A 26502-nucleotide genomic window follows, 5' to 3' on the forward strand; every position below is an offset into this window, starting at 1 on the left:
ACCCTGCACTTCCCCCCCGAGCTCCCCATCTCGAGCCGGGTGGAGGACATCACCGCGGCCATCACCGCCCATCAGGTGGTCATTGTCGCGGGGGCCACCGGATCGGGGAAGACGACGCAGCTGCCGAAAGTCCTGCTCGCCATGGGACGCGGCCGCCCGCGCCAGATTGCCGTCACCCAGCCCCGGCGCATCGCCGCGACGAGCGTGGCGGCGCGCGTGGCTCGCGAGCTCGGCACGGAGCTGGGCACGGACGTCGGCTACCAGATTCGCTTCGAGGACCGCTCGTCCCGGCGGACGGCCGTGAAGTTCATGACCGACGGGGTCCTGCTCGCGCAGATTCACAGCGACCCGCTCCTGAGCCGCTACGACACGGTCGTGCTCGACGAAGCCCACGAGCGCAGCCTCACCATCGACTTCCTGCTCGGGTGGCTCAAGCGCATCCTCCCCAGGCGCCCCGACCTCAAGGTCGTGGTGAGCTCGGCCACCATCGAGACCGAGCGCTTCTCCCAGTTCTTCGGCGGGGCTCCGGTCATCCAGGTGGAGGGCCGTACCTTCCCGGTGGACGTGCTCTACGAGCCGCCCCCCGAGGACGCCGAGCTCGCCGACGCCGTCGCCGATTCGGTGGCGAACGTGCTCTCACTCGACCCGGACGGCGACGTCCTCGTGTTCCTCCCCGGGGAGCGGGAGATCCGCGAGACCGAGAACGCCCTGAACGCGCGCAAGCTGCGCGGCACGGTGGTGCAGCCCCTGTATTCGCGCCTGTCGGCCTCCGAGCAGTCGCGCGTCTTCGCCACCCTCCCCGAGCGCCGGGTCATCCTCGCCACCAACGTCGCGGAGACGTCCGTCACCATCCCCGGCATCGTGTACGTCGTGGACACGGGGGTGGCGCGCCTGTCGCGCTACGACCCGCGCTCGGGCACCACGCGCCTGCACATCGAGCCGGTCTCCCAGGCCAGCGCCGACCAGCGCAAGGGGCGCTGCGGCCGCGTGCGCGAGGGCATCTGCGTGCGCCTCTACGACGAGCCAGGCTTCACCACGCGGCCCGCCTTCACCGACCCGGAGATCAAACGCACCGGGCTCGCGGGGGTCATCCTGCGGATGAAGTCCCTCGGCCTCGGTGACGTCGAGGACTTCCCCTTCCTCGACCCGCCCCAGCCGAAGGCCATCGCCGAGGGCTGGCGGGTGCTCGAGGAGCTCGGGGCCGTCGAGGGCAAGGAGCGCACCTTGACGCCGCTCGGGCACCAGCTCGCGCGCTTCCCGGTGGACCCGCGCATCGCGCGGATGATTCTGGCCGGCGCCGAGTACGGGTGCCTGGACGAGGTGCTCATCGTCGCCGCGGCGCTCAACCTGCAGGACCCGCGCGAGCGGCCCCGGGAGCTCGCGCAGAAGGCGGACGAGTTGCACCGGCGCTTCCGTGACGAGCACTCGGACTTCACGGGGCTGCTCAAGCTGTGGGCGTTCGTGAGCGAGGCCGAGGGCCGGGGGACGTCCCATCTGCGGCGCGTGTGCCGGGACAACTTCCTGTCCTTCCTGCGGGTGCGCGAGTGGCGGGACGTCCAGCGCCAGCTCGAGGAGACCGTCCGCGAGCTGCGCCTGCCGCGCAAGGGCCGGGGCGCCCCGGCGCGCGGGGAAGTCCTGCACCAGGCGCTCCTCACCGGGCTGCTGTCCCGCATCGGCCAGTGGAATCCAGAGCAGCGCCACTTTACAGGCGCGAAGCAGACGCGCTTCATGGTCCACCCCTCGTCGGCACTCGGGAAGAAGCCCCCTGCCTGGGTGATGGCGTTCGAGCTCGTGGAGACGTCCCAGCTGTTCGCGCGCACCGTGGCGAAGCTCGACCCGGAGTGGCTCGCGGCGGCGGCCCCCCACCTGCTCAAGCGCAGCTACTCCGACCCGCACTGGTCGGAGAAGTCCGCGCGCGCCATCGTGAAGGAGAACGCGACCCTCTTCGGGCTCCAGGTCTTCAAGGAGCGCCCCGTACCCCTGGCCAACACGGACCCCGCCGAGGCACGGCTGATGTTCCTCGAGCATGCCCTGGTGCGCGGCGAGTACCGCACCCGGGGGGCGTTCCAGGAGGAGAACCGCGAGGTGCTCGAGCGCGTGGCGCGCCTGCGGGACAAGGCCCGGCGCAGCGAGCTGCTCGACAGCGAGGCGCTGCTGACGTTCTTCGACGAGCGCGTCCCGGCGGACGTGACGGACGGAGCGGGCTTCGAGGCCTGGCGCCGCAAGGCCGAGGCGGCCGACCCCGACGTGCTCATCCTCACGATGGAGGATGCCCTCTCGCACGACCCGGGCCTGTCCCCGGCGCACTACCCGGATGCCATCACCCTGCACGGCGCGTCCGTGCCGGTGACGTACACCTTCGACCCCTCGGCCGACGACGACGGCATCACCCTGAGCGTGCCGCTGCTGCTGCTCGCCCAGCTGGTCCCGGGTGAGCTCGACTGGACCATCCCCGGGTGGCAGCGGGAGAAACTCACCGCCCTGCTCGAGCAGGTCCCCCGCGCGCAACGCAAACAGCTGGGACCATTGCCGGACCTGGTCGACCGTCTCGAGAAGGAACTGGTGCCCTTCCGCGGGCCGATGCTCCCAGCGCTCGCGCGTGCGGTGTCCCGGCTGTGCGGCGTGGACGTGCCCGAGGAGTCCTTCCGGGCGGATGTCGTGGCGCCGTACCTGCGCATCACGCTCCGGGTACTCGACGAGCGGGGAAAGGAGCTCGCGCGCAGCCGCGACGCCGACGCGCTGCTGGAGCAGCACGGGGGACGTGCACGGGCGGCGCTGCGCAGCGTGGCACCGACTTCGGACTGGGAGCGCAAGGGGCTGACCGCCTGGACCTTCGGCGAGCTGCCCCCCGTGGTCACCCGGCGGGTCGGCGGGCTCGAGGTGCGCAGCTACCCCGCGCTCGTCGACCGGGGCGCTGCCGTGGACCTGGTGCTGCTCGAGACCTCCTCCGCTGCCGACGCGGCCACGCGCACGGGGGTCCGCCGGCTCCTGATGCTCGCCGCGCGCGGACACGTGGCCGTCAGCGCCGCGCGCATGCCGCTGCCCTTCCCGTCCCTGGACGGCGCGCCGCCCGCGCGGGGCCAGGCCGATGCCTTCCGGGCGCTCGTCCTCGCACGCAGCGTCGACGATGCGTTCAAGCTCGCACCGGGTGCGCCGCTGCCCCGCACGAAGGCGGCCTTCGAGGCCCTGGTCCAGGAGGGCTCACCGCGCATCGAGCAGGCGGCCCGGGACTGGGCGAACGCCGTCGTCGTCACCTCCGCGGAGCTCGCGGAGACGCTCGCTGCACTCAAGGCAGCATCCAAGGGACCGAGCGGCGCGGCGGCCGTGCGGGACATCCGCTCGCAGCTCGGGCAGCTGTTCCCCGCGAAGCTCATCGAGTGGATCCCCTTGATGCGCCTGCTGAACTACTCGCGCTACCTCCGCGCGGCCCAGGCACGGCTGTCGCGTGCGGTGGCGAACCCCGCCAAGGACGCAGGGAAGGCCGCGCCCTTCACCCCCCTGTGGGAGGCCTTCCTCGCCAGGTGCGCCACCGTGCGTGACCAGGAGGCGGCGCAGGAGCTGCGGTGGGCCTTCGAGGAGCTCCGCGTGGCCATCTTCGCTCCAGAGGTGACGACGCCCGTGTCGGTGACGGTGGCGAAGGTCGGCGCTGCCCTCGCGGCGCTGCGCTAGAAGCGGGTAACTGCGCGTCCTGATCAAGGGTTTCCCATCTCCCTGCCTGCGGGTTCGAGTCCCGCTCCCGGCACACCCTGCATCCGATGCCCTCCAGACGACGGCCCCACCCCTTGCCACCGGGTGGCCGGCAGGGGGATGACTGTCGGCAGGAGTGCCCCATGTCCCAGCAAGCCCACCGCCCCGCGCCACCCACCGCCGACGAGACGACCGACGCGCCCGAGCCCGTGGCCGCGGAGACGGCGGAGGCGTTTCCCCCACTCGCGGCCCTGCTGGCCCAGGTGAAATCACCTGGGATGGTGCGCGCGGACATCGACGCGCTCATCGCGGCGATGGGCCGTGCTCCCACCGCGGACGAGTCGCTCCGGGAGCGGGCGGACCTGCTGCTGGGATTGATGTCGCGCGACAATCCCGTGGGCAAGTACCGGGGGGAGAACTGGACGACGGTGCGTCAGGCGGCCAAGGCCGCCCTGCTGGCCCTGGGGTATCCGTACGCGCTGGAGCTGCCGCCCGAAATGGTGGAGTCGTACCCATCCGCGCCCCCCGTCGACGACAGCACACGTCCGGGACCGGGCCCCGGTGCAGGAAGCGTCGTCGTCACGTTGCTGTCCTCGCTGTACCAGACGGGCCTCTTCAGCCTGCTCGTGACGTTCACCGGCGCCAGGCGGATCGACTGGGACTCCCCACTGGAGCAATCCCTCATCCTCGGGATGGTGGGGGTGTGGCTTCCCGCGCTGTGCTCCTTCCTTGGCCACAGCCTGGGGAAGCGATGGCTGCAAGTCATTGGCGCGGTGGGGCTGTGGTTGCTGTTCGCCGGATGGGGACTGGCGAGCCTCGCGGGCACGGCCTCCTTGGGCCCCGGCAGCCTCCTGCTGCTGCCCTGGCACCTGGCACTGTGGGCCGCCATCGTGATGCGCCCGGTCCCGGAGAAGACGGAGACCGGGGAAGCAGTTCCCACGGATCCTCCAGCGCCCACGCCTGAATCCTGACCGCGGCCCCAGGTGCGTCACGCGGCCCGGGCCGCGCTGTGCTCACTGTTCGGCCGCTCGAGTGCGGTAGAAGGCGGACATGCCGCCTCCGTGGACGCCTGACCGGCGTATTCCACATCCCGCCCTGGAGCACCTGGAGCGAAGACGCCGTGGAACCTCGTGAGGTTTGCCCGAGGCACCAGGCACCAGGGACGCCAGGCGACGCAGCAACTCCAACCCGGTGAAGAGCAGGTGCGTGGTGCCGTCCGGCAGCGGGCGCTTCATCGAACTACACCGCCGCCAACAATGTCTTCGATGCCTGGAGCGCCGCGGTGTACCCGGGAGGCAACAACGTGGGGCTTCTCTTCACCGATCCGACCCTGCCGGGCATCAACCTGCCCTACTCCCCTTACGTCCTGCCGAACAACGCGCAGTATGGAGGCAGCACGTGTGTCAACGTCGGCGCGGGCACCACGGGCCAGTTGTTCAAAGGCCCGGTCTCGAACTTCAACGGGACGCCGCCCGCCGGGTACGTCGACACGTACGCCGTCTCACCGGTGCTGTTCGAGGTGGGCGATGAAGGCGGTCCGGCATTCCTGAGCCCAACCACGGGAATGACGCACTACCTCATCGGCGTCAATGCGCGCGGTCCCAATGGCGAGAGCCTCATTTCAAGGACCGACGCTGGCGTGGCCACCTGGATTGCCAGCCAGGTCGCCGCCCACCCGTAAGCGTGCATGGAGGAAGGGAGCCGAGAGCCACAATGGGTCGCTCACCTCCGCGCCGGCTTGACTTCGCAGCAGGCGTGCGTTTCGGTCCGCGCCATGCTCCCTTCATCCCCAACGCCCAGCTGGCCCGCCTGGGCCGAGAGCCTCCCAACCGAGGAAGGCGAGCAGGTGCTTGCGACCGGTGGCCCGTGGTTCATGGCGTATTTCGCCACGGTCATGTTGTCCTTGATGCTGCTGCCGACCGTGGTGGTTCCACTGTTGGCGGTCTGGTTCATCTGGGGACGGTCCGGAAAGTTCCTGCTCACGAGCCACCGCCTCATCTGGAAGCCGAATCTGGGCAAGACGGTCATCGTTCCCCGTGAGGCGCTGCGGACGTTGGAGATCAGCATCGGGACGCGATTCAAGAGCGTGCGTCTGCGGGGCGCGCAGAAGATTTCGATGCCACTGCTGTGGAAGTACAAGCAGCTCTGGGGTGGGCTGGTCCTGCTCCAGCACTGGACACCGCCTGCCGCGACGACTTCAACCGCGGCCTTCCAGGTAGGCTCGGCGTGGCTCGTGTCCGGACTCCACGTGCAGCCCGGTGCAGTGGTGATTCAGCCGAACGCCGTTCGTTTCTTCCCGGCGGAGTCCTCCGCGAACGTTGCGTCGGAGACGGGCGCCGCGCTGGCCGGGCTGGCGTTGGGCGCCATGCTCCGGACCCACCGGGCCCACTTTCCGGTGGAAGCCGCGTTGATGCTCGTTGCCAGGGCGAAGGCTGTCGAGCCCGAGCTCGACACGTTGAGCCACATCCTGCGGGGCGAGACCTGGCAGGGGCCACCCACCACACAAAAGCCCGCGGGAGCCGGTCGCACGCGGATGACCTACCAGCAGGGCAGTCGGAAGTTGACGTTCATGATGCCTGCGACATGAAACACATGCCTCAGGGTTCAACCCGCCAGGGGAATCACCTGAAGCTCTCGCTGGCAGGTCACGTAGAGCGCTCCGTCGTGCACGAGCAGCCCCCCCGATGTTGGCGTGCCCCAGGTCGTAGACGGCGAGACACTCGGTCGAATGGAGCGACGTCGCCGCGCACCGTGCTCTCGGCGAGCGCGTAGAGCGGCGCGGTCTCGAGCGTGCGCAGGTGCTCGCCGGTCCACGCGTTCCACAGTTGCACGGTGCTGTCGCAGCTGATGGAGACAATGCGTTCATCCGCGACGAAGGCGGCGGTGCCTACCGGCTCGCCGTGCCCGACGAAGGTCTGGAGGCAGCGCCAGTCGCCGGAGTCCCAAAGGGCGAAGTCGCGAATCTTGTGGCCTTCCAGAACGCGCCCGAGCCCGAGCCCGTGGCCGCGGAGACGGCGGAGGCATTTCCCCCGCTCACGGCCCTGCTGGCCCAGGTGAAATCACCTGGGATGGTGCGTGCGGACATCGACGCGCTCATCGCGGCGATGGGCCGTGCTCCCACCGCGGACGAGTCGCTCCGGGAGCGGGCGGACCTGCTGCTGGGATTGATGTCGCGCGACAATCCCGTGGGCAAGTACCGGGGGGAGAACTGGACGACGGTGCGTCAGGCGGCCAAGGCCGCCCTGCTGGCCCTGGGGTATCCGTACGCGCTGGAGCTGCCGCCCGACATGGTGGAGTCGTACCCATCCGCGCCCCCCGTCGACGACAGCACACGTCCGGGACCGGGCCCCGGGGCAGGAAGCGTCGTCGTCACGTTGCTGTCCTCGCTGTACCAGACGGGCCTCTTCAGCCTGGTCGCGACGTTCACCGGCGCCAGGCGGATCGACTGGGACTCCCCACTGGAGCAATCCCTCATCCTCGGGATGGTGGGGGTGTGGCTTCCCGCGCTGTGCTCCTTCCTTGGCCACACCCTGGGGAAGCGATGGCTGCAAGTCATTGGCGCGGTGGGGCTGTGGTTGCTGTTCGCCGGATGGGGACTGGCGAGCCTCGCGGGCACGGCCTCCTTGGGCCCCGGCAGCCTCCTGCTGCTGCCCTGGCACCTGGCACTGTGGGCCGCCATCGTGATGCGCCCGGTCCCGGAGAAGACGGAGACCGGGGAAGCAGCTCCCACGGATCCTCAAGCGCCCACGCCCGAATCCTGACTGCGGCCCCACGACCCACGGCGGAGGACGGGCGCGCGGGCACAGTGCGCAGGCTGCTCACACGAGTGTCGCAAGGGGTCTTCTGTCAACGGTCATCGCTTGCAGACCCTACAACCGAGGCCGCAGGACGTGGAGATGGTGCAGCAATAACCAGGGCTGGGCGTGCAGCAGTACTGCCACCTCCCGCACGTCACACAGCAGGTGATGCCCTGTTCGGAGGGCTCCGGGGCGGCCAGCGGATTGACGTCCAGGGCGCGCTCCTCGATGGTCGTCACCGCCACGTTGAAGGAGGCGCGGAAACCGCGGTGCAGCTGACCGTCGGCTTGCGCCTCGATGACCTCGATGGGGGCGGCCGAGTCCACGTCATAGGCGTTGTAGACCTTGTAGCGGACCGTCTCCGGCCCGATGACTTCCGGGACGATGCGGTAGGAGAGTTTCAGCGTCTCATGGGTGGCGCTGATCGCCTGGCCCTCCACGGCGCGAACGACGGCGCTTTCCCCCGTCTCGCTGTAGACCGTCATGTGGATGATCTTCTTGTGGATGGACGCCTCCGCATTGCCCATCACGAAGAACAGCGACACCAGCCCCACGAGCCTTGCAGTAGCCTTGAACATGGACGTCTCCTTATTGCCTGTTGCCGTGCTCAAGACGCTGGCCGCGTCCCTTTCTTTGGCGGGGGGCTTCCGGGGACGCGTCCGCTGGAATTTCCGCTGGCATGCAGATCCGCGTTGAAGGGACTCCGCCCCTGCTTGAGCGCGCTCAACCACTCCTCTCGAAGTGCAATGTCGTCGGGCGTCATCGCCCGTCGCGAGGCCTCCCGTCACGTACGCCAAGACCCTCAAGCCAGCGTGAACACCTCACTCAGGCGTACACGCCGAAGGTGTGTCAGCAGCCGACGGAAGTGTTGCAACAGGTGCCGCGCCTGTAATGGATTCAAGCGTGGAGCGCGCCAGCTTGAAGTCGTTCGTGCTGGCGCCAGCGACGACCGCTCGTCGAGCGAGCTGCGCTCAAGGCCCTGAGCACGAACGGCGTGATCCGCTGGTGCTCCAGCGTGACCTGGCACTACACTGTCAGCGCTGCTGGACGACATGAAACCATCCGTGAGAGCCAAGAAGCCCAATGCGCCTGCGGCACGCAGCGTGCGCGCCGACGCCCAGCGCAACCTCGACGCGCTGCTTGAGGCGGCCAAGGCCGTCTTCAGCGTCTCCGGTGTGGATGCGCCCGTGCGTGAGATCGCCGCGCGGGCAGGTGTCGGTGTCGCGACCGTCTACCGTCACTTCCCGCAGCGCTCCGACCTGGTCGCGGCCGTGTTCCGGCGTGAGGTCGACGCCTGCGCGGCCGCCGCTCCCGCACTGGCGCGCGAGCACGAGCCGGGCGAAGCGCTGGCACGGTGGCTGCGGCGATACACCGGTTTCATCGCGACCAAGCGCGGGCTCGCCGCGGCCCTGCACTCCGGCGACTCGGCTTTCGATGCGCTGCCTGGGTACTTCCAGCAGAACCTCGAGCCCGCCCTTCAATCGCTGCTCGACGCCGCGGTGACAGCCGGTCAGATCCGCGACGACGTCAAGCCGGGCGAACTGTTGCGCGCAGTCGCCAACCTCTCCATCGCCACCGACGAGGCCGAAGCGCTCCACAGCCGACGCATGGTGGACCTGCTGATCGACGGACTGCGCTACGGCGCACCCGGGGCGGGTCCCGCTCCGAAGGGGCAACGCCGCTCGCGCTGACCAGCGACGACGAACACGCGCGTCGCCGCACCAGCGTTCAACCTCAGCCCGGCTGCTTCTCCAGGTACGCCCGCACGCCAGCGAACGCGTTCGGCTGCGTATAGACGTCCCCGCGGCCGCTCAGGGCTGCGTCGCACAGCACATGCGCGACCTCCTCCGCCGTCTGCGTCGCGCCTCCGATGGCGGCGAGGACCTCAGCGGGAAGCTTGCCGCTATCCCCCATGCGCTGCCCCAGCGCGTTCTGACCGAAGTCGGTCGCGATCCGGCCGGGGTAGACGACCACCACGCGGAGCTGGGGGTGCGAGCCCGCCAGCTCGATGCGGAACGCCTCCGAGAGCGACATCATCGCTGCTTTTGACGCAGCGTAGGCAGCGCGCGGAGGGAGCGCGACGCGGCCGAGGAGCGACGACACGTTCACGATCGCGCCCGTGCCGCGAGCCTGGAGGTGCGGCGTCACGACCTGCATGCCGTAGAGCACCGACTTCAGGTTGTCGCGGATCATCGCGTCGACATCGTCGTCGGTGATCTCCAGCAGGGGTCGGCCGATGCCTCGACCCACGTTGTTGATCCAGATGTCGACGCGACCGAACTTCGCGATGGCCTCGTCGAAGATGCGCTGCACGTCGTCGCGCTTCGTCACGTCGGCGACGACGGCGTGGGCCTGGTTCCCACAGCGACGGGCCACTTCGCCGAGGGGGCCGGCGCGGCGCGCGGCCAGCACGACCGATGCCCCACGTCGCGCGAGTTCCTCGGCGGCGGCGGCTCCGACACCCCCGCTCGCTCCGGTGACAACAACGACCTTGTCTGAAAAGTCTCGGTTGCTCATGAGGTTCCCCTGGCGCATTCGGAACAACGTTCCGCTTCCAGTCCATGGAATACGGATCACTGTTCCGTTTGTCAAGGCAGAGACGCTCACGTGATTGACGGCGCTGGAGCGACCCAGGCCGACCGGGCGACGGGCTCAGTCCCGCCCGGCAAACCAGTCGTGAAAGCGCTGGGTGGAGGGCGGAACCTGGGCGGCCCGGCACCAGTCGACGAGGCACAGCTGATACCGGGCAGCGAGGGCCGCGAGCATGCGGGCAACCCTTTCGTGGTTGGCACTGGCGCCAGTTCGATGGAGGCCCAGCGCGGTGACGTGTCCCGCGTGCTCGGTGCCGTAGAGCCACAGGGCGGAGGACAGTTGGACCGCGAAGCCGCCCGCGACGAGCCCCGCGACACCTCGGAACGAAAGGCCGTCCTGCCACGCGGCCGCCTCATCCAGCGCACCCCGGAGGTCCGCGAGCGTGAGTCGCACCCCTTCCAAGGGGGACGGCACGCCCCCGCGAATGTGGAGCGCGTCGAATCCGGGACCCTTGCGATGCCCGGTATGGATCCGCTGGATGGCTTCCAGCTCCGCTTCGACGGGGGCCTGAAGCGTGAGCGCCACGAACTCCACCTGCCGCCAGTCATCCTCGTGGAGCTCCAGCACCTGCCGGCCCTGCTTCGTGGAACCCTCCGAGGTGGCCGGCAGGTCTCCGTGGATCGTGGGCAGCGAATAGAGAAGGGCTTTGGGGTCCACCATGGCCACCTTCACCTCCCGCAGCTCGAGCCGCAGGGTGCCCGTCGCCTGGAACTCCCGGGCCGTCATGGGCGCGGCGGAGACGACCTCGTAGGACCGGCCGCCCAGTTCGAGCTTCGTCGCGGCCTCGAAGCTCGCGGGGAGATTCTCGACGGGGAGCTTCACCTCGCCGAGAGGGCGGTTCGTCTCCGCATCGATGAACGAGACCTGGATGGTGGCGTGTCCTGACATCCGCGCAGTCTACGCTGGCGACGGGAGGCCTTGCGCCGCCAGCAAACGCTAGATTGCGCGCATGGATGGAATCCCACCGTTCAAAGAAGCCTTGGTGCCCTTGCGTGATTCGCTGGCCCGAGACGGGGATCCAACGCACCTCTCCTGGGTCTTCCGAGAGGACCTTCCTCCGCGGATTGCGATTCGAACGCCGCCTCTGCTGGTTCGGGTCGACGACGGATTGCTACGTCTGGGGGCCTGAGGATGAGGCCGCTCAACAGGCGATGATGCTGTGGAAGGACAAGGTGAAATACGCCCGTCGCCTCCCGTTCGAAGACGCGGTACAGGTCGAGAGCTCCGTTGTCTGGGCCTTGAGGAAGCTTCCCACGGTGCTCATGCGCCGGAGAGGCACCTGGCTCGATGGGATTCCGAGCCGACGTGACGCCGAGACGGGCCGCAAGTGACCCGGTCGTACGCGCCCCGGGATTGAGTCCGTCCGGCGAGGCTCAAAGCCAGCGTCAGTGTTGGCAGGGACAAGGCAGGGGTTGCCGGGACCCAAGCATCTGTCTTTTGCCGGCGGAAGAATCCTCACCTGGCGAAATGGCTCATCTCATGAAGCATCGCTGGAGAGGCGTCCACTAACGGACACCGCTGGCCTCAAAGCCTGTCATGGCCCCACTGAAACAATGTTTATTCAAGAGTGCCCTGGTTCGGCCGGGCAGGGTTCCTCTCCCCCGAAGGAGCTTCAATGAATGCGCTGAAGAAGTCCCTGATGTCCGTTGCCGCTGCCCTTGCCGTGGCCCCCGCCGCGGCCTTTGCCTATCCGCCGCAGTGCTACGATGTCTGTATCGATGACTGCAGTGGGCCCTGTTACGAGGGGACCCATCGCACCACGTGTGAGGACGCGGGCTACTGCTTCGCGCCGGCCCCCGGGCCGCAGGTCACGACCGCCTCCGTTTCGGAGGGGGAGGCCACCGCGCCTGTCTGCAGTGACGCGCACCCGGACGCGGAGCAGACCGCGTCTGTCGAGAGCTGAGTCGTCCTGGCTTCCAGCGGGGCCCGGCATCGCGGCCGGGTCTCGCTTCTCCTTTGCCGCCTACTCGCGGACCGTGCGCGGCTGGAGCTCAGCAGCCAGTGCGTCGAGCGCGAGCGCCTGCGTGGCGGAGAGGCGCACCGCGGGACGTACGCGTTGGATCCAATCCAGGGCCGTCCGCGCGTCCAGTGCCTCCCCTCGCGCGACGAGCAGCGCGGCAGCGATCATCCCGGTGCGCCCGTGCCCCTGGGCACAGTGGACGTACACGGTGCCGGTCAGCGTGACCAACTCGCGGAGGACCGGGGCCACGCGCTCCACTGGCAGCGTCGAGGCATCCAGGATGGGCAGGGAGACGTAACGGCAGGACTGCCGGATCCCCACGGGCTCGGCGAACTCGGAGGTCAGGTCGAGCACGGCTGTGACTCCGGCGGGGAGCTCGCCCGGCAGCAACCGGCGTCCCAGCCGCAGCCCCGGCACCACTTCATCGTGTGGCCGCTCGCGCGAGAACCGGCGTGCCAGGTGCCAGGTGGTCCACGTGAGCAGGAGGTAGGGCAGGAGCGCGAGCACCGCACCGGGCCGCATCCGTCCATCCGGCTGTTTCCCGAAGACGCGAGGACCGACGCCTGCGTAGGCGAGCGCCACGAGGGCGAAGCTCGCCGCGGGCCACAGCAGGAGCCACGCGGCGCCCTGGAGGCGTTGGGCCAGGAAGCCGAGGAGCACCGTCGCGGCGGTAAAGACAAACGTGTACTTCATCGGGCGGCAGGCCCGGTCACGGAAGCGGCCTCAGGTCGGGTTCGACGAACCGGGCCCGCGCAGCGGCTCCGAAGAGGACCTCGCGTGAGTAGTAATCCTCGAGGAGGTCCTTGCGATGGAACTGGGGGTTGTGTTCGAGGAACTCGGCGAAGTCCTGGCCCGGCCCGGTCTCCGCCCTCTCGCCGACGAGTCGGGCCCACGCGACCGTCACGGTCTCATGGTACTTCTCCGGCACTCCGAGCTGACGGGTCAGGCGCTGCAGTCCATCGCGGGCGAACTCGACGGCGGCATCCCTCCCGACCCTGCGGGTGTGGAGGTAGACGACGCGCACATGGTCGAGGTGGGGGAACTCGCTCAGCTCACCTCGTGAGAAGCGTTCCAGAAGGGTGCTGTCGTTCATGGCCATCCGAACGTCACGCACGGGCCATCCAGGAGCAAGTCCTTTCCAGCCAACTCCTCCCCGAACGGGTCCCCCTCAACCTCCCGTGCTCAGCACTTGTAGAGGGCGTTCAACGCGATGATATCCGTGCTGGTGAACTCGCCGGTCTCGGTCGCCCGGGGGCAGGAGTTCATGATCGAGCCGCCCACCGTGGCCGTGCTCGGCGTCCCGGGGATGAGGATGGCGCCAATGCCCGCGGTGCCTTCGTTCCCGGCGGAGGCGCAGCTGATGTGAGAGTAGAAGTCCGAGTGACGCAGGCCGAGCGCGTGGCCCAGCTCGTGGGTGATGACGTACTCGGCCATGTCGACGCCGGAGGCCTGCAACCCGGTGCCGATGTTGATGGTCCCATAGGGACGCCCACCCGAGGGGAACCCGGACGAGCCGCTGATGCCGGGAATGGTCGCCGCGGTGATGTTCGCGCTGCAGCCGGTGGTCGGTCCCCTCGCCATGGTGAAGCAGAGCCCCAGGGCATTGTAATTCGCGATGGCCAGGTTGAGCCCCTGGCTGAGCACGCTGTAGCTGTTGAACGTGGCCGTGGGGTTGATGCAGATCTTCGTCACCACGCTGGTGCTGACGAGATTGGTCGTCCGGTACTGCTCCTGGCTCCCCTCGCCGGACTGGAGCATCTCGCGGGACGCCGTGAGGGACACGTGCGCGTCGTTCCCCACGTACACGGCCTCCTCGACGACCCGGATGTCCTCGGCTCGAAAGCCGGCCTCGACCAGGTTGGAGACGATCTCCTCGTTCTCGAGTTGCGGGTCGGTCCCGCAGCCCGCCAGGAACGCGCCACAGCTCACCGCGAGGACTGCCGCTCTCTTGAACATGGGGATTCCCTCAGCGTTCGACGATGTCAGCGGGCTGCAGATACTCGGACGCTTCGACAATCGCATCCACGGTCCAGCCCCGGTTGGACCCTCGGCCGGTTTCGTCGCAGTCGCCGTCGGTGTGGATGCCCAGCAGGTGTCCCTGGCGGTTCAGCACGCCCGCGCCGGAGCTCCCCACCAGGGTGTCCAGGTCCGAGTAATAGACAAGCCGATTACAGGAATCCAGGTACCTGCCTTCGGCGACGACCTTGGGCTTTCCCCGGGGGTGCTGGATGATGGCCAGCTGCTCGCTCGCCACGGTTGACAGCAGCACCGGCGTCACCGCGGGCAGCTTGTCCAGCGTGATGAGCGCATAGTCCGGTTCGAGCGCCTGCTCGATGACCGTGCCCTCGGTGACCAGCGGGTCCCCGTCAGGCGCGTCCTCGAAGTTGAAGACCAGCAGCACCCGGTCTCCCACGCCGACACAGTGCCCCGCGGTCACCACCACCGGTCCCGCGCTCGCTTCAATCAGCGTTCCGGTGCAGCGTCCTTCGATGAGCACGACGGCGTCTTCGCTGACCTGGACGGCGTCCACCAGCGCGCCCTGGTAGCTGTTGACGGGTGTGAAATCAGGGGTGGGTCCGCACTGCGACTGGCTGCCCACCTCCGGCACCGTCGGAGTCCCACAGACGGGCGGATCCTCGGGCACCACCGCGGGCACCGTCTTGCCACAGGCCGCAAGGCCCAGGAGCACGGTGCCCGCGAGGATGCGGCCCCACAGCGTCAGGAATGGAGCTGGGGGCCGGGTTGCCATGACTTAGTAGATGGTGGTCAGCGCGGTGCGGTCAGAGCTGGTCCACTCGCCGGACTCGGTCGAACGGAAGCAGGAGTTCATGATCGACCCGCCCACGGTGGCCGTGCTCGGCGTGCCGGAGATGAGGATGGCGCCCACGGTGGACGGACCCTCGTTGGTGGCCGCGCCGCCGCAGCTGATGGACCGGTTGTAGTAGTCCGAGTGGCGGAAGCCGATCGTGTGACCGATCTCGTGGGTGATGACGTGCTCGTTCACGTCAACGCTGTAGCTCTGCAGGTCGGTGCCGATGTTGATGGTGCCGTAGGGGTTGCCGCCCGAGGGGAAGCCCGACGAGCCGCCGGCGCCCGACGTGATGGTCGCCGTGATGTTCGCGCTGCAGCCCGTGGTGGGGCCACGCGCCATGCTGAAGGTGAGCCCCAGGCCGTTGTAGTTCGCGATGGCCAGGTCGAGGCCCTGGCTCAGGCGGGTGTAGGTGTTGAACGTGGAGGTGGGGTTGATGCAGATCTTCGTCTTGGTGGAGCTGACGAGATTCGTCGTGCGGTACTGCTCCTGGGTCCCCTTGTCCGTCTGGAGCATCTCGCGGGACGCCTCGAGCGTCACGAGGGCGTCGCGGCCCACATAGACGTCACCGTCGACGACCATGATGTCGTTCTCGGGGAAGCCGGCCTCGATCAGGTTGGAGACGATCTCCTGGTTCTCGATCTGCGGGTCGCTACCGCAGCCGGACAGCAACGCGCCACAGCTCGCAACCAGGACTGCCGCTTTCTTGAACATGTCTTTTCTCCACTGAGTCGGGGGATACGCCGCCGCCTGACCTTGCCGTCAGCCGCGGTCCGCGTGCCCGGCCACTGAGCAACTGTCGGGCCATCCCGCCCTCCAGAGGGGAATAGCTGGCAATTGTTGAATTAACTGGAGCCACAACACACCATGCGAAAATGGGAGTCCTGTAAAGGAACGTGACACTCGGAAGTCTAACCTGCTGTCCCGCCAGTGATTTTACCCCCCATGGGCAGACACCCCGATTTCAGGACAGGGGTGTCCTTGAATCGGTCACCCGCTCCGGAGCCGCCATCCGCGATCAACGCGGTGGGCCAGCGGACCCCGTGGATGCACTCCCGGTGTATCCCTTCCTCCATGCCAATGCGCCACTCCCCCCTCCCCCTCGCCGCGCTGCTGGGCGCGGCCTTGTCGTTCCTCCCTGGCTGCGAGAGCGCGAAATCGCGGGGCCCCTCTCCTTCGGACACGCAGGTCCAGAAGCCCGCGCCCGTGCAGGACGCTGACGCGTGGAAGCGCGCCCGGGTGGGCGACCGCGTCACCTACACCTTCTCCGCGACGCAGGGCACCGAGCCCCGCGGCGGCGGCACCGCGCGCACCGTGGAGGGGCTGCTGACGCTGGAGGTGGTCGCCGTGCAGCAGCCGTGGGTCTGGGTGCGCGTGGCGTATACGGATGCGGCCGGCAAGCCCCTGGCCCAGACGCGGCTGGCGCAGGACCTGCTCGTCCCCGTGCGCGCGGACACGACGCGCCCCATCGACGTGCCCCACGGGGGCGAGGCCACGGCGGAGCTTCCCTCCAGCGCGGGTCGCACCTGGGAGGCCCTGCGCTACGTGAGCGATCAGCGCCCCGTGGACGGCCCCCTGCGCACGCGCGTGTATGCCAATACGCCGGGCCCGCTCTACCTCACGCACGGCCTGATTGACGCGAGCACGGAGACGGCCGGCTTCCACATCCCGGGCGGCTTCAGCCTGAAGCTGCGCGAGTTCCGCGAGGGCTCGGAGGGTGCCAGCGCCCCCGTGCCCGCGCTGGACCGGCCCCTGGGCGCGGGTGCGTACTACGAGCGGCGCGTGGACGTGGGCCCCGCCCCTGGCGTGCAGCGCGTGTGCTTCGCCGCCGAGCGCGGGTACCTCCTGCGCACCGAGGGCCCCGTCAACCCCGACACCGACGTCGCCCCCTGCTCCGACTTCTCCGAGGCCGAGCCGGAGGCCCTCGAGGAGGTGTTGATGGGCCTGCCGTGGGAGGCGCTCGCCTCGGCGCCCGGGCCCTCCGCCGCCGCGCCCGGCACCCGGGGCACCTTCACCGTGCAGGACCGCGCCGTGCCCGCCCTCACCCTCCAGAGCCGCGAGGACGTGGAGGGCACCCAGCGCGTCTTCGCCGAGACCTACGCGGCCGACCCGTGGACCCCGGCGCTCGTGGGCCTGCCCTACGAGGCGCGCTTCCAGCCGCTCTCCAGCAGCACCGAGCGTGTGGTGGCCGGAGGCAAGCTCGAGTCCGAGGGTGGCACACGGATTGTGCGATGGGGCGCGTGGATGGGCGCGAAGTAGCGCCCGCGCTGGCCCGGCAATCTCCAGGGGTTGCCGGGCTTCCTCCATTCCGCCCGGTCACCGGCTTGCCCCCTCCGGCGACCTTTTCTAGGATTCCGATTTTCGCGCTCCCCCCTCATCCCCCCGAGAGCCCCCATGCGATACACGCGCAAGAACATCTCCGAGCTGCTCGACACGGTTCAGGGCAGCCCCGACGTCACGGGCTTCGCCACGTCGAACATTGGTGGCTACACGTACAGCCTGGTCCCCTCCGCGGGCGCGATGATCTGGCAGGACATCTACTACGCCAACCACAGGCTCTGCGAGGACAGTGGCCAGATCCCCAGCGAGGACGCGGGGGGCAGCTGCTAGCGCCCTCGCCATCCCATCCCATACGTGCAGCACACGGAGTTCCCCATGCGATACACGCGCAAGAACGTCAGCGAGTTGTTGGACTCGGTCAAGGGCGGCCCGGATGTCACGGGCTTCTCCACGTCGAACTTTGGCGGCTCCTACTGGACGCTCGTTTCTTCGTTCGGCGGCGGAGTGGTGTGGCAGGACACCTACGGCACCCGCTGGGTCTGCGAGGACGGAGGCCACGTCACCGCCGAGGATGCCTCCACCTTCCACTGCTACTAGCGCCGCAATCCCTCACCCGTCGTACGGAGGTCATGAATGCGTTACACGCGCAAGGATGTCTCGGAGCTGCTGGAACAGGTGAACGGAGGGCCGGACGTCGCGGGCTTCGCCACGTCGAACTTCTCTTCCACCACGTACACGCTCGTCGCGTCGGGGCCGGGGACCGTGTGGCAGGACCTCTACAACTCGGCCCACCGGGTATGCTCGGAGGACGGCGCCACGTCCCCCTACGAGGACTGCAGCGGCGGCAGATCCTAGCCTTCCGCCCCTCTCGCACCCCCGCTTCCGCCGTCTCGCGGTCCCACCATGAATACCCGCCTCACGCTGATCCTCAACACCCACATGCCGCAGGTGTTGGGCGAGGGACCCCTCTTCGATGAGCCCGAGAACTGGCTCTTCGAAGCGCTGACGGAGACATACATCCCGCTGTTCCGGATGTTGGAGCGCTGGGACGCCCGGCGCTTCGCCGGCACGCTGGTGATGTCCTTCACCCCGTGCCTCGTGGACCAGCTCATCGCCTGCGAGGAGCGCTACACGGGCTACCTGCGCCTGCTCGGGCGCATCGCCACGCGCGAGCTGGAGCGCACGTCGCGGTTGGAGCTCTACAACCGCTACGAGAAGTTCCCGCAATCCCTCTCCGACGAGGCGCTCGCCCGGGTGCACCACACCGCGGGCATGTACCTGCGGCGCGTGGAGGACAGCCTGGCGTTCCTGCGGGAGCACAGCCTGCGCGACGTGTTCGCCTGGCTGGGGCGCTCGCGGCTGCCGGGCGTGCAGCTGTGGACGTCCTCGCCGCAGCACAACTTCCTGCCCTTCTTCGAGCCCGCCATCGCGGACCGGCTGGTGGCGCGGGGCGTGGAGTCGTTCCAGGACGTCTTCGGCCGCGAGCCGGACGGCTTCTGGCTGCCCGAGTGCGCCTTCCAACCAGGGCTCGAGCGCGTGCTCACGCGCCATGGCATCCGCCGCACCGCGCTCAGCCTGAATGGCATTGGCGCGTCCCAGCCCCAGGACCCGAGCGGGGTGTTCCGCCACGAGGGCCTGGAGGTGCTCGTCCACGACTACCGCATCGGCTTGCACCTGTGGAAGTCGCCCGACTCCACGTTCCCGGCCCATCCTGTCTACCGCGAGTTCTTCCGCGACGTGGGCTTCGACGTCCGGCCCGAGTACTTCGACGAGCTGGGCGTGCCCGTGCCCGCGAACAAGCGGGGGCACGTTTGGACGGGCCTCAAGTACCACGCGGTCAGCGGCCAGAAGGTGGGGCTGGGCGAGAAGGGGCTCTACGACGGCGAGGCCGCCCGCGCCCAGGTGCCCCACCACGTGCGCGCGTTCTGGGACCTGCTGGAGTCCCGCCGCTCGCTCGTGCAGGACGGGCAGACGTTCGTGCTGGCCTTCGACACGGAGCTGTTCGGCCACTGGTGGCACGAGGGCATCGAGTGGCTCGACGGCGTGATGCAGCCCGCCGTGCCCCGTGAGCCGGCCCTCACCGTGTCGTCGCCGACGCCCGTGCCGTCGCTGCCGCGGCTCTACTATTCGACGTGGGGGCGCGACTTCTACAGCGAGCACTGGCTGACGCCGGGCAACTGCTGGATGTACGCGCTGATCAAGCTCGCGGAGGCCCACGTCCCGGAGCCGGTGGACGCGGAGACGCGGGAGACGTGGCGCCGCTTCGAGGTCCTCAGCGGCAGCGACCTGCTCTTCATGATGCCGGACCCGTCACAGCGGGAGCGGGCGCGGGCGCTGTTCCTCGCTCGCTTCGCGGACGTCGTCTCGCGCCTGCCGGCCTTCACGCCCGAGTTGCTCACGGCCTTCCCGGTGGACCCCTTCAAGTGCGTGCTCGTGCACGTGGGGAAGCCCGGCGAGGAGGCGCCGCCGCCGTTCCTCCTGCGCCGGCTGTCCCGCGAGGGTTCGAACAGCGAAGCGCGCCGGGAGCTTACGCTCGACCCCGAGGTGGTGGACGTCGCGGGGCTGCGCGTCTGCTTCCAGTACTTCCTCTTGCACCCGCAGGGCCGCTACGCGCTGCGCGTGGAGGGCTCCGAGCGCGAGCACACCTTCCAGATGCCGGACTACGGCGTGCCCCTGCTCATCGCGCCGGATACGCGGGCGTATCCCAAGTACGACCCGGAGGTGCTCTACCGGAAGCTGGGCGAAATCTGGGAGGGCGACCAGCGGCTGCCCATCCAGCAGGCGCCCACGCTGCGCAGCCGCCACCTGTACACGCGCGCGATGGTGACGGAGGTGCTCGCGGGGAAGCGCACCGCCGTCTTCAAGTACAACAAGGAGGGCTACGCGCTGCTGCGCTTCCGCGACCAGAGCCTCGCGCCGGCCTCGGTCGTCTTCGACGACACCGTGTCGCTGAGCGACGCGGGCGCGTACATCCAGGCCGGGGAGCTGTCCGTGCCGGTGTGCAGCGACCCGGCGGAGATCGCGAAGCATGACTTCGACGCGGTCATCTTCACCTGCTCGCTCAACTTCGAGTCCGAGGTGCCGCACGTGCGGGCGCTGCTCGAAGTGGCCACGCGCAAGCGCCTGCCGGTGGTGTCGCTGTACGACGACATCCTCTATTACGACCTGTTCGACGGGCTGGAGCCGGATCCGTCCCTCTTCTTCCGCGTGGCCGTGCCTGAACAGGACGCGCTCGCCCAACCGGGTCCGGTGGACTACGGGCCGCGCAACCTGCTGGGCGTCTTCGGCACGGACACGGTGCAGGGCAAGTTCACCACGCAGGTCTACCTGCGCGAGGCGCTGGCGCGACACGTGCGCGTGCGCCACCACGCCACGGAGCCCACGGGCATCCTGCTGGGCGCGGACACCGGCTACTCGCGCGTGCTGCGCGTGGAGCCCCCGCAACGGCTGGCGTTCGAGCGGCGGCTGATGGCGGACCTGGCCCGGGGCTGCGACCTGGTCATCACCGGCGGGCAGAACGGGCTGCTCTACTCGCCGGCCGGCGCGGACCGCCGGACCAATGCCTCCACGCTCATCTACGAGACGTTCCTGCCCCGGCTGGTGGTGCTGAGCGTGGCGGTGGACACGCGGGCGGAGGACGTGCTCGCGACGCGCGAGTACCTGGAGACGCTGGCCCGGGAGCACGGCGTGCCCTGCACGGTGGTGGGTCTGGCGATGATGGGCGGGCGCAAGCTGCTCGGTAGCCGGTGGACCGAGACGTGGTTCCTGGGCGTCCGCGATGAGGTGCTGGAGGACGCGCGGCGGCGGCTGGAGCAGCAGACCGGGCTGCGCGTCTTCGCCATCCCCGAGGACGTGGACGCGCTGGCGCGGAGTGTGCTCACGCACCTGTGATGGGACCGGACGGCGCGATGCAGGAGGCCCCGCCGGGGCTGCGGCAGTCCGCGCGCTACCTGCTCGCGCTGCTGCGGCTCTTGCGGCCCGCGTGGGGCTCGCTCGCCCGGGGCGCGCTGCTGGGCCCCGTCATCACGCTGCTCTGCCTGATTCCTCCGTTCCTCACGCGGTTGCTGTTCGACCACGTCTCGTCGCTGCGGGACCTGGAGCTGCTCCACGTCCTGGTGATCAGCATCTTCGCGGCGTCGGTGGCGGCGGCGCTCGCGGACTCGCTCCTGGGCTACTACTCGTCCTACCTGAGCATCAAGCTGGAGAGCTCCGCCGCGCTCTACCTCTTCAACCACCTGCAACACCTGCCGGACCGCTTCTTCTCGCGGCGGCAGGTGGGGGAGCTCACCAGCCGCTTCGAGGACGCGAAGGCCGGGATGTCGCTGGTGCTGGGGCTGCTGCGGCTGGTCTTCTCGCAGTGCACCTTCGTGATTGTCATTCCCTTCACCCTGGCGTCCCTCCATTGGGAGCTGGCACTGGCGGCGCTGGCCACGCTGCCGTTCGTGGTGGCGGTGCCGCTCATCATGGGGCGCGCCATGGGGAGCGCGTGGCAGGAGGTGATGGGCGTCCATGGCTCGCTCAATGCCTTGCAGGTGGAGACGCTCCGGCAGAGCCGCACGACGAAGGTGCTGGCGCTGGAGCCGTTCGTCTACCAGCGCGCTTCGGGGCTCATGCGGTCGGTGCTGCGCGCGCACCTGCGGGCGCATGGAGTGGAGGGACGGCTGCGGATGTTCGAGCGCACCGTGGAGGCAGCCCAGACGGCCCTGTTCACGTGGCTGGGCTGGCGGCTCATCCTCCAGGGAAAGCTGACGCTCGGCGGGTTCGTGGCGTTCGTGGCCTATGCCGCGTACCTGCGCGGTCCGGTCATCGAGGTCATCGCCTTCGTCACCAGCCTGCACCAGCGCGGCGTGCATCTGCGGCGCTTCTTCGAGTACCTGCACGAGACGCCGGAGCAGGATCCGAATCGCTCGCTTCAGCTCCCGGCACCACTGGCGCGGCGGCTGGGCGGCGGTGTGGAGCTGGAGGGCGTGTCGTTCGGCTACGCGCCGGAGCAGGACGTGCTGCGCGAGGTGAGCGCTCGCGTGGAGCCCGGGGCGGTGGTGACCATCGTCGGGGCGAGCGGTTCGGGGAAGACGACGCTGGCGCGGCTGCTGACGCGGCTGGAGGAGCCCGGCCGGGGGCGCGTGCTGTACGACGGGCAGGACGCTCGGACGCTGGAGCTCTCCGAGCTGCGCCGTCAGCTCGCCGTGGTGTGGCAGGACGTGGAGCTGTACCACGGCACGCTGCGCGAGAACCTCACCCTGGGCCTTCACGACGTGCCCGACGAGGACCTGCGGCACGCGGTGCGGCTGTGCGGGTTGGAGCCCGTCATCGCCGCGCTGCCCCGGGGTTACGACACGCCGGTGGCCGAGGCGGGAGCGAGCCTCTCTGGCGGACAGCGGCAGCGGCTGGCGCTGGCCCGGGCGGTGCTGCGCGATGCGCCCGTGCTGCTGTTGGATGAGGCGACCTCCCAGCTCGACGTGGAGACCGAGGCCGCCATCGTCCGCGCGTTGCTGGCTCGGGCCCGGGAGCGAGGACAGACGGTGCTGTTCATCACGCACCGGCTGGTCAACGCTCCGCTGGCGGATGAGGTGTGGATGCTCGTGGGAGGCAGGCTGGTGGGACGGGGCCCGCATGCGGAGCTGCTCGCGCGCTGTGCTCCCTATCAACGGCTCTACCGCGCGGGCGTGGGCGAGGCGGACGCCGCATGACGCCTGAGCCTTCACGTCCCACCGCACCACCGCTCCCCGCGCGGCTGCCGTTGTTGGAGGACCCGGCGCACCCGGGCCTCTTCATCGTGCGGCGGATTGGGACCCTCACGCTCCTGCTCGTCGTGGGGTTGTGCGCGGCGATGCTGCTCGCGGGTTCGCTCGTCCAGATGACCGTGCTCGTTCCGGGTGAGGACCCACCGCGCAGGGAGTCCGTGTCCCTGGGCGCCTATGTGTTCCGGCAGCTGGGACACTGGAGGCTTCCGGGGCCTGGAGGTGCGCCTTGAAGAAGGTGGGCATCATCGACAGCGGCGTGGAGGTGGCCTTCCTTCGCGAGCATGCGATTGCCCTGGAGGGAGCGGCCTGCTTCACGCTCGACCTGGACGCACAGGTGCTGGAGACGCGCAGCTACGAGCGCCCGGAGTTGGACGCGTGGCGTGCCGGTGAGAGCGCGCTGGACCTGGAGGACACGCATGGGCACGGCACGGCCATCCTGAGCATCCTCTACGATCAGGTCCGTCCCTGGCCGGACGTGGAGCTCTACGTGGCCCGTGTCCTTGATCAGGGCGTGCGCGGGCACTCGCTGTGCCTCGTGGAGGCGTTGGGGTGGATGCTCGACGAGGTGGGCGTGGACCTGCTCAACCTGAGCCTCGGCACGACGCTCCGCGCGCTGGAGGTGCCGATGCGCGAGGTGATTGATCGCGCGGTGGCGCGCGGCGCGGTCATCGCCTGCGCAGCGGGCGGGGTGCCCACGCTGCCCGCGCAGCTGGAATCGGTGGTGTCGGTGGGGGATCCCGCGCTCATGGAGCGGGCCAACCCCGACGTGAAGGTCGACCATGTCGTGCAGGAGCGCGAGGTGAAGCTCTACATGGGGGGACGCTGGATGCAGGCGCCCATGACGACCAGCTTCGCCTGCGCGGTGGCGGTGGCCGGGGTGCTGCGCGATGGCTGCCCACCCGGCTGGCGGCGCTGAGCACTGCGCGCGGCATTCACGGCGAGGGCGGGCCCGGAGGAGGCGACACCGCCCCCAACGTCAGGTCGCCCACGTCGATGACCTCGCCCTCCTTCACCTTCAACACACGGCGCACGCGTCCCTGGGATGGCCCTCCCATGGCGACGAGGACACGCTCGCCCACGCGCACGCCGCTGATGGAGAAGCGCCCCTCCGCATCCACCCCCGTGTCCTCCGGCATGGCCGGCTCACCCTCGATGAAGATGAACGCGTCGCGGATGGGCGCCTTCGTGGTCGCATCCACCACCCGGCCGCGCACGGTGGCCGAGGCCTTCAGGGGGATTTCCACTTCGAGCGCCGCGCCCATGCCGGGAGAGGCCAGGACCTCGCCGCTTGATCCGTCGGGCGTCCTCGCCACCAACCTCACGGGCTCGGCCGGCACGTCTTTCAGGTCGAAGCGCTCTCCCGCGAACTCCCACGCTCCCTGTCCCTGGGGAAGGTAGCCCTTCTGCAACTGGAGCGACAACGTGAAGCCCTTCACGGGCTCGCCGTCGCGCACCACCCGGCCTCGGAGGGCGGCCGCGGGCCGCAGCTTCACCACCACTTCCTGTTCGGCAATCACAGGCACGGTGTCGCTGGAGCGCCCTCCGTTGCGCGCGGTCAGCATCACCCGGCGCGTGGCGGGGCCTACACGCGAGAGGGGGACAGCGAAGCGCCCCTCCTCATCCGCGGAGGCCATCATCAGCGGGATGCCCCTTCCCTCCGCGGCCGTGAGGGTGATGACGGCCCCCGGCGACGGCGCGCCATCCGGTTCGAGCACGGTGCCCCGGTACTCGTTCTCGTTCTGCGCGTCCTCCCAGGTGAGCTCGACGTGGACCGTCCTCCCCTCCTCCACGTGCACCTGCTTGTAATTGCCCGGGGAGACACGATGGCTCGCCGTGAGCAGCAGCACGTAGACGCCCGGTGGGAGACTCATCCGGAAGCCACCCTCCGCCCCGACGCCGACCCGGCCCACATCCGGGGTCCCATACGGGGTCGTTCCCTCCGCCAGGGCCGTCACCTCCATCGGCCCTTCGGGGAGCGCCCCCCGGGCCGCGCGCACCACGCCGTCCACCGTGCCCGTCCCCTCCAGCGTGAAGTCCGCTCGGGCCGCGCCGTTCTCTCCCACGTCCACCAGCTGGCGGACGCCCACCGTCGAGTCCTCACGGCGGGCGGTGAGGGATGCGCGGCCCGTGGAGAGCCCTTCGAGCCGGTAGTGTCCCGTGGCGTCCGTGCGGGCCTCCACCGGAGCGGACTCCACGTCATCGATCCAGCGGTTGACGCTCGACACCCGGGCCCCGACCACGGGCACTCCCGCGCTGTCGCGCACCTGGCCCTCCACCGCTCCGGTGCGTGAGAGCACCAGGTCCACGGGGAAGCGCTCGCCCTGCCCCACCGTCAGCCCGTGCCGCGCGGTGGGCGAGTAACCCTGCGCGCTCACCTTCGCGTCGTAGCTGCCGGGAGCGAGCCCTCGCACCACGAAGTGGCCCTCCGCGTCCGACAGGGCAAGGCCGGAATTGCCATTGCCCTCCGAAAGGCTCACGTCGATGCGGGCCCCCACCACCGGGCTTCCCGAGGACTGCTCCACCACGCGGCCCTCCAGCACCGCGCCGGGCCCCAGTCGGATCCGCACATCGCGCACGGTGCTGCCCGCGGTGGAGATGACGGGCTTGTCGAGCGCTCCCGATTCGTCACCGCGCCGCGCGGACACGGTGTGGGCGCCGGGCTCCACCTCCACGGAGAAGCCTCCTTCAGCGCCTGTCGTCACCACCTGCGCGGGACTGCCGCCCACCTGCACCTCGGCGTCCGCGACCGGAAGGCCTCGCGCGTCCACGACGAAGCCCTCGATGACGCCCGCCACCCGGAGCGCCACCGTGAGCGGTCCCTTCACGGGGATCCGCAGTCGGCTCTCCACCGCGCGCGCGTGCCCGAGCGCCCGCGCCTCCAGCAGGTAGGCCCCGGGCGCGAGCCCCTCCACGCGGAAGTTCCCGCGCGCGTCGCTCGTGGCATAGACGCGCTCCTCGTCGGGGGCCTCGGCACGCTGCCAGTGCTCCAGGTCGCGGGCGTGCGCCGTGAGGACCAGCTCCACGAGCGGCAGCGGTTCATTCGTTCCATGCACCACCGTGCGGCCCGTGAGCACCTGCCCGGGCTCCAGCGAGACACGCAGCGCCGTGCGCAGCTCACCGTAGGGGCGCACCACGTCCCGCAGCAGCGGTGCCTGCCCCGGGGCGCGCACCGCCACCAGGTAGCTCCCGGGGCCGGACGCGAGCCGGACGTGCCCCTTCGCATCCGTGACACCGGAGCCCGCCAGCCGCCACGCGGACTCCCCGGGTTCGCCATGCCAGTAGAGCCGCACGTTGGCCCCGGGTGAGGGCTGCCCGCCTGCGAGCACCTCCACGTCCAGGACGCCCTCCGACTCACTGGGGGCCTGCTCCAGGGGCGGTGTGCTGCCCGCCTCCGCGCCGTCCGGTCCCTTCGGAACGGGAGGACGCACCGGGCCCTCCCTGGCGACCGTGGCGGCTCCAGTGCTGTCGTCCGAGGCGCCCGGTCCGCCGGAATGCAGGCCCCAGAACAACGCGAGGCCGCACCCGACGAGGACCGCCAACACCACGATGAGCCGCCTGCGCATGACCGTCGTCCCTGGCCCGCCGCCACACCCGGGCCCCGGCAGCAGTATCACCCGAAGCAGCCGGGGCCGG

The 26502-nt window shown here is 69.7% G+C and carries 24 protein-coding genes; 14 read left to right on the plus strand and 10 right to left on the minus strand.

Features of this window, described 5'->3' with window-relative positions; translation table 11 throughout:
- From hrpA to D7V97_RS01075, 4 genes are all read left to right on the plus strand, one after another.
- The coding region (gene hrpA, locus D7V97_RS01060) for an ATP-dependent RNA helicase HrpA (protein ID WP_233582442.1) at positions 1–3669 on the plus strand (3669 nt) is incomplete at its 5' end.
- Positions 3670–3830: 161 nt separating this feature from the next.
- On the plus strand, positions 3831–4658 hold the full coding sequence (locus tag D7V97_RS01065; RefSeq protein WP_120608701.1) for a hypothetical protein: 828 nt from the start codon (positions 3831–3833) through the stop codon (positions 4656–4658).
- 332 nt (positions 4659–4990) lie between these two features.
- A complete protein-coding gene (locus D7V97_RS01070; protein WP_147444629.1) occupies positions 4991–5368 on the plus strand; it encodes a hypothetical protein in 378 nt (125 codons plus the stop codon).
- 93 nt (positions 5369–5461) lie between these two features.
- Positions 5462–6274 carry a hypothetical protein gene (locus D7V97_RS01075; RefSeq protein WP_147444630.1) on the plus strand — a complete coding sequence of 271 codons (813 nt, stop codon included), beginning with the start codon at positions 5462–5464 and terminating at the stop codon, positions 6272–6274.
- Positions 6275–6332: 58 nt separating this feature from the next.
- Here D7V97_RS01075 and D7V97_RS01080 read toward each other — a convergent pair whose 3' ends face one another.
- Positions 6333–6740, minus strand: a complete 408-nt coding sequence (locus tag D7V97_RS01080) for a WD40 repeat domain-containing protein (protein ID WP_368668861.1) — start codon at positions 6738–6740, stop codon at positions 6333–6335.
- Between D7V97_RS01080 and D7V97_RS01085 the strand changes: the two genes are divergently transcribed.
- A complete protein-coding gene (locus tag D7V97_RS01085; protein WP_120608704.1) occupies positions 6654–7448 on the plus strand; it encodes a hypothetical protein in 795 nt (264 codons plus the stop codon). The genes D7V97_RS01080 and D7V97_RS01085 overlap by 87 nt on opposite strands.
- A 92-nt stretch (positions 7449–7540) precedes the next feature.
- On the opposite strand, the gene D7V97_RS01090 is transcribed toward D7V97_RS01085, so the two are convergent.
- Positions 7541–8062 (minus strand): hypothetical protein, encoded by a 522-nt coding sequence (locus D7V97_RS01090; RefSeq protein WP_233582443.1) that lies wholly within the window; start codon positions 8060–8062, stop codon positions 7541–7543.
- Between the two features lie 486 nt (positions 8063–8548).
- Here D7V97_RS01090 and D7V97_RS01095 point away from each other — a divergent pair, with 486 nt between their 5' ends.
- The gene (locus D7V97_RS01095; RefSeq protein WP_233582444.1) at positions 8549–9175 is read left to right on the plus strand and encodes a TetR/AcrR family transcriptional regulator; all 627 of its coding nucleotides are present in this window, start codon (positions 8549–8551) and stop codon (positions 9173–9175) included.
- A gap of 43 nt (positions 9176–9218) precedes the next feature.
- Here D7V97_RS01095 and D7V97_RS01100 read toward each other — a convergent pair whose 3' ends face one another.
- The 7 genes from D7V97_RS01100 to D7V97_RS01140 form a co-directional block, all read right to left on the minus strand.
- Positions 9219–10001: an SDR family oxidoreductase gene (locus D7V97_RS01100; RefSeq protein WP_158623236.1), complete on the minus strand. Its 783-nt coding sequence runs from the start codon at positions 9999–10001 to the stop codon at positions 9219–9221.
- Between the two features lie 135 nt (positions 10002–10136).
- Complete coding sequence (locus tag D7V97_RS01105) at positions 10137–10964, minus strand: hypothetical protein (protein ID WP_120608707.1); 828 nt, start codon at positions 10962–10964, stop codon at positions 10137–10139.
- A 1075-nt stretch (positions 10965–12039) separates the two neighbouring features.
- Entirely contained in the window at positions 12040–12729 is a 690-nt protein-coding gene (locus D7V97_RS01120) for a tyrosine-protein phosphatase (RefSeq protein ID WP_120608709.1), read from the minus strand.
- 16 nt (positions 12730–12745) lie between these two features.
- Positions 12746–13129 (minus strand): hypothetical protein, encoded by a 384-nt coding sequence (locus D7V97_RS01125; RefSeq protein ID WP_147444631.1) that lies wholly within the window; start codon positions 13127–13129, stop codon positions 12746–12748.
- Positions 13130–13218: 89 nt separating this feature from the next.
- Positions 13219–13992, minus strand: coding sequence for a M57 family metalloprotease (locus D7V97_RS01130; protein ID WP_120608711.1), 774 nt, complete (start codon positions 13990–13992; stop codon positions 13219–13221).
- Between the two features lie 10 nt (positions 13993–14002).
- On the minus strand, positions 14003–14785 hold the full coding sequence (locus tag D7V97_RS01135) for a serine protease (protein WP_120608712.1): 783 nt from the start codon (positions 14783–14785) through the stop codon (positions 14003–14005).
- Between the two features lie 3 nt (positions 14786–14788).
- Positions 14789–15559, minus strand: a complete 771-nt coding sequence (locus tag D7V97_RS01140) for a zinc-dependent metalloprotease (protein ID WP_120608713.1) — start codon at positions 15557–15559, stop codon at positions 14789–14791.
- A gap of 366 nt (positions 15560–15925) precedes the next feature.
- On the opposite strand from D7V97_RS01140, the gene D7V97_RS01145 reads away from it, so the two are divergent.
- The 8 genes from D7V97_RS01145 (at position 15926) to D7V97_RS01180 (ending at position 23785) form a co-directional block, all read left to right on the plus strand.
- A complete protein-coding gene (locus D7V97_RS01145) occupies positions 15926–17104 on the plus strand; it encodes a DUF6068 family protein (RefSeq protein ID WP_304988496.1) in 1179 nt (392 codons plus the stop codon).
- Between the two features lie 135 nt (positions 17105–17239).
- Positions 17240–17455, plus strand: a complete 216-nt coding sequence (locus tag D7V97_RS01150) for a hypothetical protein (protein ID WP_120608715.1) — start codon at positions 17240–17242, stop codon at positions 17453–17455.
- Between the two features lie 45 nt (positions 17456–17500).
- A complete protein-coding gene (locus D7V97_RS01155) occupies positions 17501–17722 on the plus strand; it encodes a hypothetical protein (protein ID WP_120608716.1) in 222 nt (73 codons plus the stop codon).
- A gap of 36 nt (positions 17723–17758) precedes the next feature.
- Positions 17759–17980, plus strand: a complete 222-nt coding sequence (locus D7V97_RS01160; RefSeq protein WP_120608717.1) for a hypothetical protein — start codon at positions 17759–17761, stop codon at positions 17978–17980.
- Positions 17981–18028: 48 nt separating this feature from the next.
- The gene (locus tag D7V97_RS01165; RefSeq protein ID WP_120608718.1) at positions 18029–21016 is read left to right on the plus strand and encodes a DUF1611 domain-containing protein; all 2988 of its coding nucleotides are present in this window, start codon (positions 18029–18031) and stop codon (positions 21014–21016) included.
- The gene (locus D7V97_RS01170) at positions 21016–22815 is read left to right on the plus strand and encodes a peptidase domain-containing ABC transporter (protein WP_120608719.1); all 1800 of its coding nucleotides are present in this window, start codon (positions 21016–21018) and stop codon (positions 22813–22815) included. Before D7V97_RS01165 ends, D7V97_RS01170 begins: the two co-directional genes overlap by 1 nt.
- Entirely contained in the window at positions 22812–23099 is a 288-nt protein-coding gene (locus tag D7V97_RS01175; RefSeq protein ID WP_147444633.1) for a hypothetical protein, read from the plus strand. Before D7V97_RS01170 ends, D7V97_RS01175 begins: the two co-directional genes overlap by 4 nt.
- 5 nt (positions 23100–23104) lie before the next feature.
- Entirely contained in the window at positions 23105–23785 is a 681-nt protein-coding gene (locus D7V97_RS01180; RefSeq protein ID WP_233582448.1) for a S8/S53 family peptidase, read from the plus strand.
- Positions 23786–23801: 16 nt separating this feature from the next.
- Here the strand turns inward: D7V97_RS01180 and D7V97_RS01185 are convergent, their stop codons facing one another.
- Positions 23802–26432 carry a carboxypeptidase regulatory-like domain-containing protein gene (locus D7V97_RS01185; protein ID WP_120608722.1) on the minus strand — a complete coding sequence of 877 codons (2631 nt, stop codon included), beginning with the start codon at positions 26430–26432 and terminating at the stop codon, positions 23802–23804.
- Positions 26433–26502 lie beyond the last annotated feature (70 nt).

It is taken from the genome of Corallococcus sp. CA053C, assembly GCF_003611675.1.
GTDB lineage: Bacteria > Myxococcota > Myxococcia > Myxococcales > Myxococcaceae > Corallococcus.

What these genes read in the sequence shown, in the direction of transcription:
- D7V97_RS01155 (WP_120608716.1), top strand. Translation starts at nt 17,501, where the DNA reads ATGCGATACACGCGCAAGAACGTCAGCGAGTTGTTGGACTCGGTCAAG.
- D7V97_RS01130 (WP_120608711.1), bottom strand. Translation starts at nt 13,992, where the DNA reads ATGTTCAAGAGAGCGGCAGTCCTCGCGGTGAGCTGTGGCGCGTTCCTG.
- D7V97_RS01170 (WP_120608719.1), top strand. Translation starts at nt 21,016, where the DNA reads ATGGGACCGGACGGCGCGATGCAGGAGGCCCCGCCGGGGCTGCGGCAG.
- D7V97_RS01165 (WP_120608718.1), top strand. Translation starts at nt 18,029, where the DNA reads ATGAATACCCGCCTCACGCTGATCCTCAACACCCACATGCCGCAGGTG.
- D7V97_RS01145 (WP_304988496.1), top strand. Translation starts at nt 15,926, where the DNA reads ATGCGCCACTCCCCCCTCCCCCTCGCCGCGCTGCTGGGCGCGGCCTTG.
- D7V97_RS01150 (WP_120608715.1), top strand. Translation starts at nt 17,240, where the DNA reads ATGCGATACACGCGCAAGAACATCTCCGAGCTGCTCGACACGGTTCAG.
- D7V97_RS01175 (WP_147444633.1), top strand. Translation starts at nt 22,812, where the DNA reads ATGACGCCTGAGCCTTCACGTCCCACCGCACCACCGCTCCCCGCGCGG.
- D7V97_RS01185 (WP_120608722.1), bottom strand. Translation starts at nt 26,432, where the DNA reads ATGCGCAGGCGGCTCATCGTGGTGTTGGCGGTCCTCGTCGGGTGCGGC.
- D7V97_RS01075 (WP_147444630.1), top strand. Translation starts at nt 5,462, where the DNA reads ATGCTCCCTTCATCCCCAACGCCCAGCTGGCCCGCCTGGGCCGAGAGC.
- D7V97_RS01140 (WP_120608713.1), bottom strand. Translation starts at nt 15,559, where the DNA reads ATGTTCAAGAAAGCGGCAGTCCTGGTTGCGAGCTGTGGCGCGTTGCTG.
- D7V97_RS01100 (WP_158623236.1), bottom strand. Translation starts at nt 10,001, where the DNA reads ATGAGCAACCGAGACTTTTCAGACAAGGTCGTTGTTGTCACCGGAGCG.
- D7V97_RS01120 (WP_120608709.1), bottom strand. Translation starts at nt 12,729, where the DNA reads ATGAAGTACACGTTTGTCTTTACCGCCGCGACGGTGCTCCTCGGCTTC.
- D7V97_RS01105 (WP_120608707.1), bottom strand. Translation starts at nt 10,964, where the DNA reads ATGTCAGGACACGCCACCATCCAGGTCTCGTTCATCGATGCGGAGACG.
- D7V97_RS01065 (WP_120608701.1), top strand. Translation starts at nt 3,831, where the DNA reads ATGTCCCAGCAAGCCCACCGCCCCGCGCCACCCACCGCCGACGAGACG.
- D7V97_RS01125 (WP_147444631.1), bottom strand. Translation starts at nt 13,129, where the DNA reads ATGAACGACAGCACCCTTCTGGAACGCTTCTCACGAGGTGAGCTGAGC.
- D7V97_RS01135 (WP_120608712.1), bottom strand. Translation starts at nt 14,785, where the DNA reads ATGGCAACCCGGCCCCCAGCTCCATTCCTGACGCTGTGGGGCCGCATC.
- D7V97_RS01090 (WP_233582443.1), bottom strand. Translation starts at nt 8,062, where the DNA reads ATGTTCAAGGCTACTGCAAGGCTCGTGGGGCTGGTGTCGCTGTTCTTC.
- D7V97_RS01160 (WP_120608717.1), top strand. Translation starts at nt 17,759, where the DNA reads ATGCGTTACACGCGCAAGGATGTCTCGGAGCTGCTGGAACAGGTGAAC.